Origin of the sequence: Flavobacterium sp. ZB4R12, assembly GCF_048276375.1 — a bacterium.
In the GTDB taxonomy this organism is placed as follows: domain Bacteria; phylum Bacteroidota; class Bacteroidia; order Flavobacteriales; family Flavobacteriaceae; genus Flavobacterium; species Flavobacterium gawalongense.
This window is the reverse complement of record NZ_JBLNKS010000002.1, coordinates 20,849-35,579: the sequence shown is the minus strand read 5'-3', so window position 1 is coordinate 35,579 and position 14,731 is coordinate 20,849. Positions and strand designations below refer to the sequence as shown.

General features: G+C 34.2%; 14 protein-coding genes. 7 read left to right on the top strand and 7 right to left on the bottom strand.

Annotated elements, in window-relative coordinates; translation table 11 throughout:
• Positions 1–15: 15 nt before the first annotated feature.
• From ACNO7W_RS01630 to guaA, 5 genes are all read right to left on the bottom strand, one after another.
• On the bottom strand, positions 16–1,629 hold the full coding sequence (locus ACNO7W_RS01630) for a CTP synthase (RefSeq protein WP_314895465.1): 1,614 nt from the start codon (positions 1,627–1,629) through the stop codon (positions 16–18).
• 153 nt (positions 1,630–1,782) lie between these two features.
• Positions 1,783–2,016: a DUF3820 family protein gene (locus ACNO7W_RS01625; RefSeq protein WP_143386364.1), complete on the bottom strand. Its 234-nt coding sequence runs from the start codon at positions 2,014–2,016 to the stop codon at positions 1,783–1,785.
• Between the two features lie 81 nt (positions 2,017–2,097).
• Positions 2,098–2,499: an OsmC family protein gene (locus tag ACNO7W_RS01620; RefSeq protein WP_417936752.1), complete on the bottom strand. Its 402-nt coding sequence runs from the start codon at positions 2,497–2,499 to the stop codon at positions 2,098–2,100.
• Complete coding sequence (locus ACNO7W_RS01615) at positions 2,499–4,445, bottom strand: PBP1 and LysM peptidoglycan-binding domain-containing protein (protein ID WP_417936751.1); 1,947 nt, start codon at positions 4,443–4,445, stop codon at positions 2,499–2,501. Before ACNO7W_RS01615 ends, ACNO7W_RS01620 begins: the two co-directional genes overlap by 1 nt.
• Before the next feature lie 132 nt (positions 4,446–4,577).
• Positions 4,578–6,107, bottom strand: a complete 1,530-nt coding sequence (gene guaA, locus ACNO7W_RS01610; RefSeq protein ID WP_143386360.1) for a glutamine-hydrolyzing GMP synthase — start codon at positions 6,105–6,107, stop codon at positions 4,578–4,580.
• A 202-nt stretch (positions 6,108–6,309) separates the two neighbouring features.
• On the opposite strand from guaA, the gene ACNO7W_RS01605 reads away from it, so the two are divergent.
• Positions 6,310–6,837, top strand: coding sequence for a hypothetical protein (locus ACNO7W_RS01605; RefSeq protein WP_417936750.1), 528 nt, complete (start codon positions 6,310–6,312; stop codon positions 6,835–6,837).
• A 25-nt stretch (positions 6,838–6,862) separates the two neighbouring features.
• Here ACNO7W_RS01605 and ACNO7W_RS01600 read toward each other — a convergent pair whose 3' ends face one another.
• Positions 6,863–7,558: a hypothetical protein gene (locus ACNO7W_RS01600; protein WP_143386357.1), complete on the bottom strand. Its 696-nt coding sequence runs from the start codon at positions 7,556–7,558 to the stop codon at positions 6,863–6,865.
• 306 nt (positions 7,559–7,864) lie between these two features.
• Positions 7,865–8,470, bottom strand: coding sequence for a hypothetical protein (locus tag ACNO7W_RS01595; protein WP_417936749.1), 606 nt, complete (start codon positions 8,468–8,470; stop codon positions 7,865–7,867).
• A gap of 287 nt (positions 8,471–8,757) precedes the next feature.
• On the opposite strand from ACNO7W_RS01595, the gene ACNO7W_RS01590 reads away from it, so the two are divergent.
• The 6 genes from ACNO7W_RS01590 (at position 8,758) to ACNO7W_RS01565 (ending at position 14,703) form a co-directional block, all read left to right on the top strand.
• A complete protein-coding gene (locus ACNO7W_RS01590) occupies positions 8,758–9,168 on the top strand; it encodes a RidA family protein (RefSeq protein ID WP_143386354.1) in 411 nt (136 codons plus the stop codon).
• A 33-nt stretch (positions 9,169–9,201) separates the two neighbouring features.
• Positions 9,202–10,458 (top strand): voltage-gated chloride channel family protein, encoded by a 1,257-nt coding sequence (locus tag ACNO7W_RS01585; RefSeq protein WP_417936748.1) that lies wholly within the window; start codon positions 9,202–9,204, stop codon positions 10,456–10,458.
• A gap of 69 nt (positions 10,459–10,527) precedes the next feature.
• Positions 10,528–11,532: a DHH family phosphoesterase gene (locus ACNO7W_RS01580; RefSeq protein ID WP_417936747.1), complete on the top strand. Its 1,005-nt coding sequence runs from the start codon at positions 10,528–10,530 to the stop codon at positions 11,530–11,532.
• Positions 11,533–11,535: 3 nt separating this feature from the next.
• The gene (gene gldI, locus ACNO7W_RS01575; RefSeq protein WP_417936746.1) at positions 11,536–12,180 is read left to right on the top strand and encodes a gliding motility-associated peptidyl-prolyl isomerase GldI; all 645 of its coding nucleotides are present in this window, start codon (positions 11,536–11,538) and stop codon (positions 12,178–12,180) included.
• A 112-nt stretch (positions 12,181–12,292) separates the two neighbouring features.
• The gene (locus ACNO7W_RS01570) at positions 12,293–13,417 is read left to right on the top strand and encodes a peptidylprolyl isomerase (RefSeq protein WP_143386349.1); all 1,125 of its coding nucleotides are present in this window, start codon (positions 12,293–12,295) and stop codon (positions 13,415–13,417) included.
• Between the two features lie 41 nt (positions 13,418–13,458).
• Positions 13,459–14,703: a peptidylprolyl isomerase gene (locus tag ACNO7W_RS01565; protein WP_143386348.1), complete on the top strand. Its 1,245-nt coding sequence runs from the start codon at positions 13,459–13,461 to the stop codon at positions 14,701–14,703.
• Positions 14,704–14,731: the final 28 nt, after the last annotated feature.

Here is a 14,731-nt window from a genome sequence, read left to right as displayed (position 1 = left end):
TCTATAAACGGAACACTATTTTTTCTTTGCCTGAACAGCCGCTGCAACAAAATTCACAAAAATAGGATGTGGATTTGCCACCGTACTTTTGTATTCAGGATGGTATTGAACTCCAATAAAAAACGGATGGTTTTCTAATTCAATGATTTCAACCAAACCTGTATCTGGATTTACTCCAGAAGCGATTAAACCTGCATTTTGTAATTGCGCTACATAATTACTATTGTACTCATAACGATGACGATGACGCTCAGAAATAGTTTCTTTTCCGTAGATTTTATACGCCAATGAATCTTGTTTTACATCACATTTCCAAGCTCCAAGACGCATTGTTCCTCCTTTATCGGTAATGGTTTTTTGCTCTTCCATCAAATTGACAACAGGATGTGAAGTTTGCTCATTCATTTCGGTAGAATTAGCATCGGGATAACCCACAATATTTCTTGCGTATTCAATAATTGCCATTTGCATACCCAAACAAATTCCGAAAAATGGCACTTTATTTTCACGGGCATAACGAACTGCTTCGATTTTCCCTTCAATTCCTCTTTCTCCAAAACCAGGAGCAACAAGAATTCCGTCTAAACCGGCTAATTTCTCATTTATGTTTGTTGCGTCAATGTGTTCTGAATGAATAGAAATTACATTTACTTTGGTTTCATTGGCAGCACCTGCATGAATAAAAGCTTCCAAAATAGATTTGTAACAATCTTGCATTTCTACATATTTCCCGATCAAGCCAATATTTACGACATGCTTAGGATGTTTTAATCTACGCAAGAACGTATTCCAGTTTTTTAAATCCGGAGCGGCTTTTTTAGGCAAATCTAATTTCTTTAATGCTACAATATCGAGTCCTTCTTCCAACATTAAATTTGGCACTTCATAAATGGTTGAAGCATCGATAGATTGGATAACCGCCTCTCTTTTTACATTACAAAACAAAGCCAATTTATTACGTATTTCATCTGAAATTTCGTGTTCTGTCCTACAAACTAAAATATCAGCTTTTATACCGCTTTCCATTAAAGTTTTTACCGAATGTTGCGTTGGTTTTGTTTTCAATTCCCCTGCAGCAGCCAAATAAGGAACTAAAGTAAGATGAATTACTAAACCGTTATGTTCTCCTAATTCCCAAACTAATTGACGGACAGATTCGATATAAGGTAAGGATTCAATATCTCCTACTGTTCCACCGATTTCGGTAATAACAATATCATAATCGCCTGATTTACCAAGCAATTGCATTCTCTCCTTAATTTCATTGGTGATATGAGGAACAACTTGTACTGTTTTTCCTAAAAACTCCCCTCTTCTTTCTTTTTCAATAACCGAAAGATAAATTCTACCTGTGGTAACATTATTGGCTTGAGAGGTAGGAACATTCAGAAAACGTTCGTAATGCCCTAAATCCAAATCCGTTTCTGCCCCATCATCGGTAACATAACATTCTCCGTGTTCGTATGGATTTAAAGTACCAGGATCTACATTGATATAGGGATCAAATTTCTGAATAGTAGTCCTGTACCCTCGTGCTTGTAATAATTTTGCCAAAGATGCCGCTATAATTCCTTTTCCTAAAGAAGAAGTCACACCGCCAGTAACAAAAATATATTTCGTTTGATTCATTCTGTTGTTTGTTTGTAATGTAGTTGTGTAAAAAACGTGGCAAAAATACAATTATAAATTGAGAAAATGCTAATTTGAAAATGAGATAATTTGGAAATTTGAGAATTGCCCAACGCTCGGTTTTTTAAATCAGAACATTATTGAATTAACAAATTACAGCGGTTTTGGATATCGCTTTTTGATATTTCGTATCAATTCCTCTAATCCATTCAATTTTAACTCATAAATAAGTTGGAGTTGTTGCCCTAATTCTCCTTTTGGAAATCCTTTATTACTGTACCAAACCACATAATATTCGGGTAAATCGATGAGATATTTACCTTCATATTTGCCAAAAGGCATTTTGGTGTGGGCGAGTTTGATGAGTTGTTTTTGGTTTTGTTCCATTTTTTTTGAAGAAAAAAGAATAAAGAGAAGAGAAGTAAGATTTATTCAATATTCTTGCTTCTCTTTATTCTTTATCCTAATTTATTTCCAGTTGAAAGTAATTCGTTTCTCTATTTCGGTATTTAAACTTAAGAAAACAGGACAGGTCATGGCGGCTCTTTCAAGGATAGTTTTATTCTTTTGATCGGTTGTTCCTACCATCTCAAAAGTAATTTCTATTATTCCTATTCGTCTTGGCTCGGCATTCATAATTTTTGTAACTGATGCAGTAGAATCTTTCAAATCTACATTCACATCACGTGCTTTTATTCCCATAATTGTCATCATACAACTTGCCAAAGCATTAGCAACAGTATCGGTTGGAGAGAAAGCCTCTCCTTTTCCGTTATTATCTACTGGAGCATCCGATATTATTTCAGTCCCAGATTGTAAGTGTATCGATACTGTTCTTAAATCGCCTAAGTAGGTTACCTTTGATGTCATTAGTTGGCTTCTTTTATGGTTAAATCGGTGTCGTAGTATAAAATATGTACGCCTTTATTGGTATAGCCACCGTCTTCTTTTTTATAGTATTCAAATTTATTATCTACTTGCTCTGTCGCCATCGCATCGGCAGTTTCCTGATACGTTTTATCTTGTGACAATCGCATCATAGTGTCAAATGTAATATCAAAACCACGGGTTGCAAAAGCGCTAGGAAAAATTTTATTTTTCTTTCTATACTCTTTTTCGAAAATTAAAGCTTCCAGAGATTCATTTTCACGGGTAACAGAAGGATACATCAATTTCAATTTTGTTAAATTCACAAAATTAATTTCATCGGTATCCAGTGTTTCATTAGGCTCTAAAATAACCAGCTGTACCTTGTAAGCGGCCATAGCACTCAACATAGCGGCCATTGTTGATTTTATCATTCCTGTGTTACCAGTTTCCATTACCACATAGTTTATTTTATCTTTTACAAATAAACTTTTTAAATTTTCAGCGGATACGCCACCGCTTGCAGTAAGTGTTGAAAATTTTATATCTTTATGATTTTCCTTAATGTACTGTATAACAGATTCTTTTTTCTTATCCACAACAGCTATAATATTTCCGCCTTTTGCTCTCATATAGTCAAACACAGCATTTTTAACCGCAGCGGCAGTTGGGATAGTTTGGAACAAATTACTGTAAGAATTACCCAAATCTTTTGATAAAGGTGAAATTACAGGAACTTGCTTCACATTCAATAATTCAGCTGTTTTCTCAACATTATTTTGATAGAATGGCCCAATTATAGCATCAGAATCTTCTAGATTATTTTCTTTAATTAAAGACGCAACATTAGAAGTATTTTTGGTTTCCTGAGAATCAAATATCTTCACATCGAAAGAAAGTCCCATTTGTTTTGCAGAATCGATAGCCATCAAAGCTCCCGAATAAAAATCCAAAGTCATGTTCAAAAACTTGTCTTTTTTCAAGCGCATTGCAGTTGAATTAACGGTATCACCCTCTATTTTCGCCATATTAAAAGGCAAAAACAACACAAGTTTTTTTCTGGTGTTACTACCCATTTTCTTGGACAAAATGGCGTATTCTTTTTTAGTTTCTTGCGGAATAGTAATCGTTGCAGGAACCTTCAAAATCATTCCTTCTACAACACCTTCAGATAAAGCGGGATTCAAAGTGATTAACTCTTCTTGAGTCATACCTGCCATTTTTGATAAACTATAAAGAGTTTCTTTTGGCTTCACTTCATAATTTAGATAATTAACTGCTGTATCAGTCTTTACAGGATTGGGTTTTCCAATTTCTTTTTTGGATTCAACCACAACAGCAATTTTATCCGATTTGGGTGCAATACCTTTGATCAATAATTTATATCCTTCAGGTAAATTAGAAATAACTTCGGGATTCTTACGCTCTAATTCTTCAATGGTAATTCCATATTGTTTAGAGATCGAATATTTTGTTTCTTTTGGAAGCACATAATGATAGACTACTTTTTCTAGTGTCGTAGTATTATTTTTCTGAACTTTATTAGAGGGAATAACTAGGGTTTGGCCTATTTGCAACCCCTCTTTTTCAAGAAAAGGATTGGCTTGTTTTAACGCTTCGTCAGAAACGCCATATTTTTTTTCGATACCATAAAGTGTTTCTTTAGGCATCACTTCATGGGTTACAGTCTTTGCGCTTGGCTTGGCTTGAAGCACTGTCATTGGTTTACCGCTACCTTTTGGAATCAGCAAAACACTATTAGGCTTTAATCCACTTTGTGCATCCGGGTTTAATTGATAGATATCAAACGGCGTAATATTGTACTTTTGTGCAATTTGATTTATGGTTTCTCCTTTCTGAACTTTATGTGTTGTGGTTTTTTCTTGTGAAAAAACACTATAATTAAACAACAAAGCAGTCATACAAATCGCAAAAAAATATTTCATCATTTTTATTTATAAAATTATTCAAATCATTAATAAAGTAACGGTATCAAATTTTATTCCAAAAATCTGATACCGTTTATATAAAGAACATTAAAAATAATGATATTCCGAGAAGGGATTAACAAAAATTTAATTTTATTCCCACTCAATAGTTGCAGGCGGTTTTGAACTAATATCATAAACCACTCTATTTACTCCTTTTACTTTATTAATAATATCATTAGATACTTTCATTAAGAAGTCATAAGGTAAATGTACCCAATCCGCTGTCATACCATCGGTAGATTCAACAGCACGAAGCGCTATTACTTTTTCATAAGTACGCTCATCACCCATTACACCTACACTATTTACCGGAAGTAAAATAGCTCCGGCTTGCCAAACTTTATCGTATAATCCCCAAGATTTCAATCCGTCTATAAAAACAGCATCTACTTCTTGTAAAATTCTAACTTTCTCTGGCGTGATATCTCCTAAAATTCTAATTGACAATCCTGGTCCTGGGAAAGGATGTCTTCCTAATAATTCTGGATCAATTCCTAATGAAGCTCCTACTCTACGTACTTCATCTTTGAAAAGCATACGAAGCGGCTCCACAATTTTTAATTTCATGTAATCAGGCAAACCTCCTACATTATGATGTGATTTAATAGTAGCCGAAGGTCCTTTTACTGAAACTGATTCAATAACGTCAGGATATATTGTTCCTTGCGCCAACCATTTTACATCTTCTATAAGGTGTGATTCATCATCAAAAACTTCAATAAATACACGTCCGATAATTTTACGTTTGGTTTCCGGGTCACTGACACCTGCTAATTCAGATAAGAAACGATCTCCTGAATCTACTCCTTTCACGTTTAAACCCATTCCTTTGTATTGATCCAATACATTTTGGAATTCGTTTTTACGAAGCAAACCATTATTTACAAAAATACAGTATAGATTTTTTCCAATAGCTTGATTCAATAAAACTGCCGCTACGGTAGAATCTACTCCACCTGAAAGGCCAAGGACCACTTTATCGTCCTTTAATTTTTCTTTTAACTCCGCAACCATATCAGCTACGAAAGCATTTGGTGTAAAATTTTGAGGAACTTCAGCAATTTTCACTAGAAAGTTTTCCAGCATCTGCTTCCCATCTGTAGAATGGAAAACTTCAGGATGGTATTGAATGGCGTAAGTAGTCTCCCCTTCAATTCTATAAGCTGCAAATTCCACATCATGTGTACTTGCAATTTTCACTCCATCAGTTGGCAAAGCCTTAATACTATCACTATGACTCATCCAAACTTGGCTATTCTCTGAAACACCTTCAAAGAAAACTTCATTCTCTTTTATAAAAGACAAATTGGCTCTACCATATTCTCTGGTATTTGAAGCAGCAACTTCACCACCACTAAAATGGGATAAATATTGCGCGCCGTAACAAACGGCTAACATTGGAAGTTTTCCTCTAATTTGAGATAAATCAGGATGTGGCGCATCTTCTCCTCTAACAGAAAAAGGGCTTCCTCCAAGAATTACTGCTTTATAAGATGATAAATCACTCGGAAAATGATTGTAAGGGAAGATTTCGCAGAATATATTTAATTCGCGAACTCTACGCGCAATAAGCTGTGTGTATTGCGATCCGAAATCTAAAATAAGTACGTTGTGTTGCATGCGCAAAAATACTTTTTATATTTTGAATTGAAAAATTGAATTTTAAAAAATATTTATTTAATTTTTCTCTGTTTAAATAATGCGGCTGCTTCACTAAAAAGCCAACTATCACTAGTTCAGAATTGTTTATTTCCTATAAATCAACTTTAGAAAAATAAAAGCTTACTTTTGTATCTCTGATAATCTACTAAAAACAAAAAAAATGAAAACAAAAAAATACTTAACCGTTGCAATTTTTGGACTTCTAGCCCTTTCATGCAGTGTGATTGATAATTTATTTACCTTTTCAGTAGACAACGAAACGTCCGTTACCATTCCAGCTGGATTTCCTGTCAATATACCTTTTGAATTAAGTAGAGAAATCCCTTCTAATTCCAGTACCGTATTTGAAAATAACAAAACAAAAGCGGAATTAGTTAAGGATGTAAGACTGAAAGAGATGAAATTGACTATAACAGATCCAACTGATAAATCATTTTCATTTTTGAAATCAATACATATGTATATTTCTGCAAGTGACGGCAGTGACGAGATAGAACTAGCTTTTTTAGATGATATTAATTCAACTTCAAATACTATAAATCTAACTTGTACTCCAGAAAAATTAGATAAATATATTAAGGCTTCAAGTTTCAAATTAAGAGCAAAAGTCGTAACTAAAGAAACAATTACTCAAAACGTAACAATAAAAGCGAGCATGAAATTTCAAGTTACTGCTGATCCGTTTTAACAAATCAGCAGTTTTCAATTACTCTTTATTCTCTAATAATTACAAACTTCCCTTTTACTCCCGCATCCCAGTTTTCCCAATAATCAGACTTAATAAGTTTTCCTTTGTCATCATAAATTTGAAATTCAGCTGTATTTCCGCCTAACGCGCCTCTATTTAAAGCTTCTATCTCGAATGTATTTATTCCTTCTTTCAGAAATATTTTAAATTGCTGATAATTTTCTTTCATTAATAATCTTTCTTGGACTATACTTTCATTCATAGTCGCTTTTGCTAAATCGCCATCAATCTGTCCAAAATCACGATATTTAATTACAAAAAATTCAGATTTCGTTCTAATCTCACCAAAATTAACATCAATTTTAACCAAAAGTCTTGAATCTTCTTTTAAACCTTCTCTAACTAATGTTTTCCCTAAATCCTTTTCCATTTTATCCATATAAACATCTCCTGGATTAGCAAAATCATTTTTTGGAGTCATGTTAATAGTGCTTGCTTCTCCAATTTTTAATACTGAGCCAGGGGTTTTTATTTCAGGGCTTTTAAAAACATTTGGAGTATAAGTTGGTGGTATATCAGTTTCAGGTGGAACTACTTTTTTAAACTTCGGACTTTTATTTATAGGGGGAATTGCCTTAAACTTTTTACTAAATTCAATCTGACTATAGCTTTTTGAAGAAATACCAATACTAATTATTATAAAAAAAAGAATCTGTTTCATATCAAGGTGAATATTGATAAATCAATATTTATTAAAAATTTAAAATAAAAACATAGTGTAAACAACAAAAATAATATAAAATTACCCGTTTGGTGTAATTAGTTTTTGATGATAATTTTCGTCAGTTCGAGTGATTTTCAACAGAAAATTATATCGAGAACTAGAAAATTATTATTAAAAATAGTTCTCGATACATTTTTTGTTCCGTTTTACTCCACAAAAAACACTCGAACTGACGTTTTGAATAATTGCTCCCAACGGGTTATAAATTAATTTTATTTATTTAGAATTGAAAAAAGAACATTCCTATTCTTTCATTAAAATTAAGGTTGCTTTAAAATCTATCCCAAGATTCCATTGGCTAGAAGAAATAATGCTTCCTTTATCATCGTACACTTCAAATTCTGCTGTATTAGGGGGCGCAAAACCTTCGTTCAACGCCTCAAAATCAATCTTATTAATCCCTTTTTCTAATTTTATCTGGAAACCTTTAAAATCTCCATCCAAAACGACCTCGTATTCTATTACCTTATCATTTAAATATACTCTAATCTTATCCCCATCAACATAAGCGGCATCACGATATCTTACTTTAGCAGTAAGAGAACCCGTTTTGAAATTTCCTAAATTTTGATTTCTTTTATAATTAACAACCTCTAAATTTTCTGCTTTTTTAGTAATTTTCTCAGGATTCACAAAATTGATTTTTGGCACATCAAGGGGGATATCTTGTTTTTTTATCACTTTTGGAGCAGTAATTTTTGGTAAATCTGCCTTCGGCGGAATTGCTTTTTTAATTTTTGGACTTGTATTTTTAGGTGGTATTGCTTTAAATTTTGAGCTAAATTCATTCTGGGCATATCCGCTTAGAGACATCCCAAAGACAACAATTAAAAATAGAATTTTTTTCATAACTTTTAGATATTAACGTATCAGTGCTTGTAAAATTTTAAAAATAAAAAAAACCAATAATAACTAATCACAAAATGGTGTAATTTTACTTTCTTTTTATAACATTCAATTTCCGATTTTATTACATTTTAGAGCATACGATTTTCTAAAATTGATTTATGAAAATTGAACTTTTTTATTAAAAATCAGTATTTTTTATTTCACTATTTTTTATAAATTGCAAAAAACATACCAAAAATAAATCTGCACATTAAAACTTTAAAAATCAAATAAATAAAAAAAGCAAAATGAAAAGAGAAAACATATTGACAGGCTCGCCATGGGAAGACAAAATGGGATATTGTCGTGCGGTACGTATTGGGAATATCATTGAAGTATCAGGAACAGTGGCTATAGTAGATGGCGAAAAAGTAAAAGCTGACGATGCACATGCTCAAACACTGAATATTTTAGAAAGAGTAGAAAAAGTTCTTGAAGACCTGAATATAAGCATGAAAGATGTCATTCGCACCCGCATATTTACTACTGACATATCTACATTTGAAGCTGTTGCCACAGCTCATGCCAAATTTTTTAAAGACATAAAACCAACAACTGGTTTTTACGGAATTAACCAATTGGTCGCTCCCGAATATTTGGTTGAAATCGAATTTACAGCCATTGCTCCTGAAAAACCATTAATTCAGGAAGGATTGTAATACTTTAGCAAAAAAAACTCCGACAGTTCAATAATGAATTTAGAAAACGCTAAAAAAATAATGCTTGTCACACTCAAATGGATTTTCATTTGTGCTTTGACAGGCATTATTTCCGGATCAGCTTCCGCATTTTTTTTAGTGGCGCTAGAATGGGTTACACACTATAGAGAACACAACAACTGGATTATTTGGCTCTTGCCAATAGGCGGTCTCATCATAGGGTTGTGTTACCATTATTTGGGAAAAACTGTTGTAAAAGGCAATAACTTATTACTGGAAGAATACGAAAATCCCCAGAAAATCATTCCGTTAAAAATGGCGCCTTTGGTACTTATTGGCACGTTAATCACGCATCTTTTTGGAGGCTCGGCGGGTCGCGAAGGCACGGCAGTGCAAATGGGAGGCGCCATTTCCGACCAATTTACAGGAATCTTCAAACTTGATAATTCCGACAGAAAGACATTAATCATTCTGGGAATCTGTGCCGGTTTTGCTTCAGTTTTTGGGACACCTTTAGCGGGAGCTTTGTTTGCTTTGGAAGTTTTATATTTCAGTAAAATCAGTTATAAAAGCATTCCATTATCCTTTTTAACGGGGTATATTGCTTATTTCACCGTTGAATTCTGGCAAGTAAAACACACCCGTTATAACATTCCAATTCTTCCCGAAATGAGTTTCACCAACTTATTTTGGGTAATTCTTGCGAGCATATTATTTGGTTTAGCCGCCATGTTATTCTCCCGAAGCACACATTTTTGGGGCGCTTTATTTTCGAAAACGATAGCATTTCCCCCACTTCGTCCTTTTATAGGAGGAATTATCCTTGCAGTAACAATTTATTTTATCGGAACCACAAAATACATCGGCTTAGGAGTACCAATGATTGTGGATGCATTTTCTAATCCAAATACTTCCTATGATTTTCTTCTAAAAATACTATTTACCGGATTTACACTGGGTGCAGGATTCAAGGGTGGCGAAGTAACACCGCTATTCTTCGTTGGTGCTACTTTAGGAAGTGCTTTATCGATTATAGTTCCTTTACCTATTGCACTTTTGGCAGGAATGGGATTTGTAGCTGTCTTTTCGGGAGCGACTCATACTCCTATTGCATGTACGGTTATGGGAATGGAACTTTTTGGAATAGAAAGTGGCATTTTCATTGGCATCGCTTGTTTAGCAGCCTATTTTTCTTCAGGTTCAGTAGGAATTTATCATGCCCAAATTGTAAAAGGCTCCAAATACCGTTTGTATCAAAAATTTAAAAGAAAAGATATTGGGCTTTTGTAACATTGTAAAAGTTTGTTAATTATACAAATGATTTCAACATTACATTAAAAAAATGTAATTTCGCAAACTATGAAAATACAAGACATTCAAGCGATACAGTTGTTATTATCAACTCCAAAAAAAATTGCAATTATTCCACACCGAGGTCCTGATGGCGATGCTATGGGTTCTACCTTAGGATTATATCATTTTTTATTAAAAAACAACCATCATCCTGTTGTAGTTTCTCCGAATGAATTTCCTGATTTTTTAGCTTGGATGCCCGGATCGGAAACCGTAAAAATATACGAAAAAGACAAACAAAACTGTACCAAAATTCTTGAAGAAGCGGAACTAATTTTCACATTAGATTTTAATGCTTTGCACCGCACAGGTGAAATGGAAAATGTTTTAGCCAAGCTAAAAACTCCATTTATCATGATTGATCATCATCAAAAACCGGATGATTATGCTACATTTACCTATTCAGATACTGCATTTGGGTCAACTTGTGAAATGTTATATAACTTCATTTGTTTTCTTGGAAAAAAAGAAGATATCGACAAAACTATCGGAACTTGTATTTACACCGGAATTCTAACGGATTCAGGTTCATTTCGTTTTCCAAAAACAACAGGAGACACGCACAGAATTGTTGCTGAATTAATTGATCTAGGAGTAGAAAACACGGAGATTCCAACCTTATTATTTGACAACAGTTCTTTTGGACGTTTACAATTGTTGGGAAGAGCGCTTCAAAACATGAAAGTGTTAACAGAGCATAAAACAGCTTACACAATACTTACACAAGATGAATTAAACTCTTTTGATTATGTCAAAGGAGATACAGAAGGTATTGTAAATTACGGATTGAGCATAAAAGGAATCCTTTTTACGGCTATTTTCATCGAAAATAAGGAAGAGAAAATTATCAAGATTTCGTTCCGTTCCCAAGGTGATTTCGATGTCAATCAATTCGCAAGAGATTACTTTAATGGTGGTGGCCATCGTAATGCGGCTGGAGGAAAATCAGAAGTATCCATGGACGAAACAATAAAGAAATTTGAAGATTTAGTAACAAAACTAACCATCTAATACATGAAAAACAGTAAGTTAATCGCAATTGTACTCTTTTTGTTCGCATTAGTTTCAAGTTGTAAACAACATCAAGATGCCCGAAAACCTATTTCTCAAGCTTCCGGGAGCTTTATGAAGAAATCGATAGAGCGAAATAAAAAATTAATCGCCGGTGAGGAAGGACAAATTGATGTAGTAATCAAAAAAAATCCTAAAGTGAAATTCATTGCTTCATCAAAAGGATATTGGTATTCTTATGTGGTTAAAAATGAGCTGGATACTTTAACACCAAAAAAAGGAGACGTGGCTTTCTTTGATTATGAAATAAAAGATTTGAAAGGCAATATCATTTATTCCGAATTAGAATTAAGACCTCAAGTTTATTATGTTGACAAACAAAATATCATGATGGGATTGAGAGACGGTATAAAATTGATGCGTAAAAAAGAGAAAGTGAATTTTCTTTTCACCTCACATATGGGCTATGGTTACCACGGCGACAACAAGAAAATTGGCATAAATCAACCGCTACTTTGTACGGTAACACTTCGTGATTTTAAATCGGAAGCCACCTATAGAAAAGAAAGCGAAATAAAACCAACGGTGCCGGCGGTAAAACAGGAAGTCGCAACAGAAATCAAATCAAAAGACACTATAACACAATAAAAAATAATTTTAGAAATGAAATCGCCATGATTCAATCCCGAAGCTTCGGGACAAAAACAATAATAAAGAATGGCGATACCATATACCTTTAAAAAACAAATATTAACTTCGTATGAAAAAAAGCATCCTATTCGTATTACTTGTAATTGCCTCATTTTATTCTTGTAAAGAAGAGCACAATAATCTTCCTGATGGTTTATATGCCAAAATTGAAACCAATAAAGGAGAAATAATAGTACAACTAGATTTTGAAAAAGCACCTATCACAGTAGCCAACTATGTGACTTTGGCTGAAGGAAAAAATAAATTTGTTACCAATGAAAATCTAAAAAACAGACCCTTTTTTGACGGTTTGAAATTTCACAGAGTGATTAAAGAATTCATGATACAAACGGGAGACCCATTAGGAACAGGATCAGGAGATACCGGTTATAAATTCAAAGACGAATTTTCCGATTTGAGATTTGACAAAGGTGGTGTTTTGGCTATGGCCAACAACGGACCAACAACTAACAGCAGTCAGTTTTTCATCACCCATCTTGCGACTCCTTGGCTGGAAGGGAAACACACCATTTTTGGTCATGTTGTAGAAAAAGGAATGGATGTAGTGAACAAGATTGAACAAAATGATTACATCAATAAAGTGACTATCATTAGAAATGGTGAAGCGGCAAAAAAGTTTGATGCAGTAAAAACATTCAGTGATTATTTCTCGGTAGAGTCTCAAAACCAAAAGAAAAAAGCAGCTATTGATGCCGAAAACAAAAAAGTGTACAACGCCAAATACAAAGAAGTTCGGGATCAAAAAATAGCTTATTTTGCTGCGTTAAAAACTAAAGCAACAAAAACACCTACTGGATTACAATACGTAATAACTCAGAAAAGTGGCGGTAAAAAACCCGCTAATGGTGCTAATATTTTCATTCATTACGCCGGTTTTCTTGAAGACGGCGAACTATTTGACGCAAGTGTAGAAAGTGCTGCTAAAACTTTTGGAAAATACGATGAAAACAGAGCCGCGCAAAACGGATACCAACCGATTCCTTTTCAAGCCGGAAAAAAAGATGGCATGATTCCTGGTTTCATTGAAGGACTGGAAAAATTATCTCTTGGTGACAAAGCTGTGATCTTCATTCCGTCAAAACTGGCCTATGGACAAGCAGGCGCTGGTGGAGTAATTCCGCCAAATGCCAATATTATTTTTGAAATTGAATTATTAGAAGCAATGCCTCAATAACGAATTAAAAAGTAAAAAGTCAGACCTTAAATTATTACAAGATGAAATTTAAAATTCTATTTTTATTGTTTTTTGGAATCCTGAATGTTCAGGCTCAAACCACCAAAAAAACTATTCCTGCTAAAAAACCAACAACGACTTTGGCAAAACCGGGCGTGAAAGCAACTGTAAAACCAGCTGTAAAAACTCCCGTAGTAATCGAAGGAATTTTTGCAATCATTTCAACTACTAAAGGAGATATTACCGCTCAGTTGGAATACAAAAAAACACCGGTTACCGTAGCCAACTTTATAGCGCTTGCCGAAGGAAAAAATACTTTTGTGGCGGATGAAAAACTAAAAGGAAAACCTTTTTTCGACGGTTTAAAATTCCACCGCGTTATCAAAGATTTTATGATTCAGGGTGGTGATCCTTCCGGAAACGGTTCCGGTGGTCCCGGTTATGCGTTCAAAGATGAGTTTACCGATTTGAAACACAATAAAGGCGGTGTCCTTTCCATGGCTAACTCTGGTCCAACTACTAATGGTAGCCAGTTTTTTATCACGCACAAAGAAACTCCTTGGTTAGATGGGAAACACACCGTTTTTGGTCATGTTACCGAAGGAATGAGCATTGTAAATCTAATTACTCAAGATGATATCATTAAGAAGATTACCATCATAAGAAAAGGAGCATTAGCGAAACAATTTAATGCCCCAAAAGTATTCTCAGACTATTATGGCAATAAAGCCGAAGACGCGAAGAAACAAGCTTTAATTGATGCTGAAAACCAAAAAAAGCAAGCTGCAATTCAAGCCGAAGAGAAAAAAGCGTATTTTGAAAAATACGGTAGTGTTATCACTGCAAAAACAGCCTATTTAGCCGCTGCAAAAGCAACCGCAACCACTACTCCTTCCGGTTTAGCATATAAAATAATACAAAAAGGAAGCGGTGTAAAACCTGCTGACGGAACGACTTTCTATTTTCATTATGCCGGTTATTTTGAAGATGGAACCTTATTTGACAGCAGTTATGAAGATGTAAGCAAAGACTACGGAAAATACGATGCGAACAGAGCCGCTCAAAACGGATACCAAGCATTCCCTTTTCAGGCAGGTAAAAAAGACGGTATGATTCCTGGATTTTTAGAAGCATTGAACCTATTGACTTTTGGAGACAAAGCAGTGGTTTTCATTCCCGCTAATTTGGCGTATGGACAAAGAGGTGCCGGTGGTGTTATTCCTCCCAATACGAATCTTGTTTTCGAATTGGAAATGTTTGAGAAACAACCGGCTCCAAAACAGTAAATTTCAAAAGCATATAATAAACAAACCC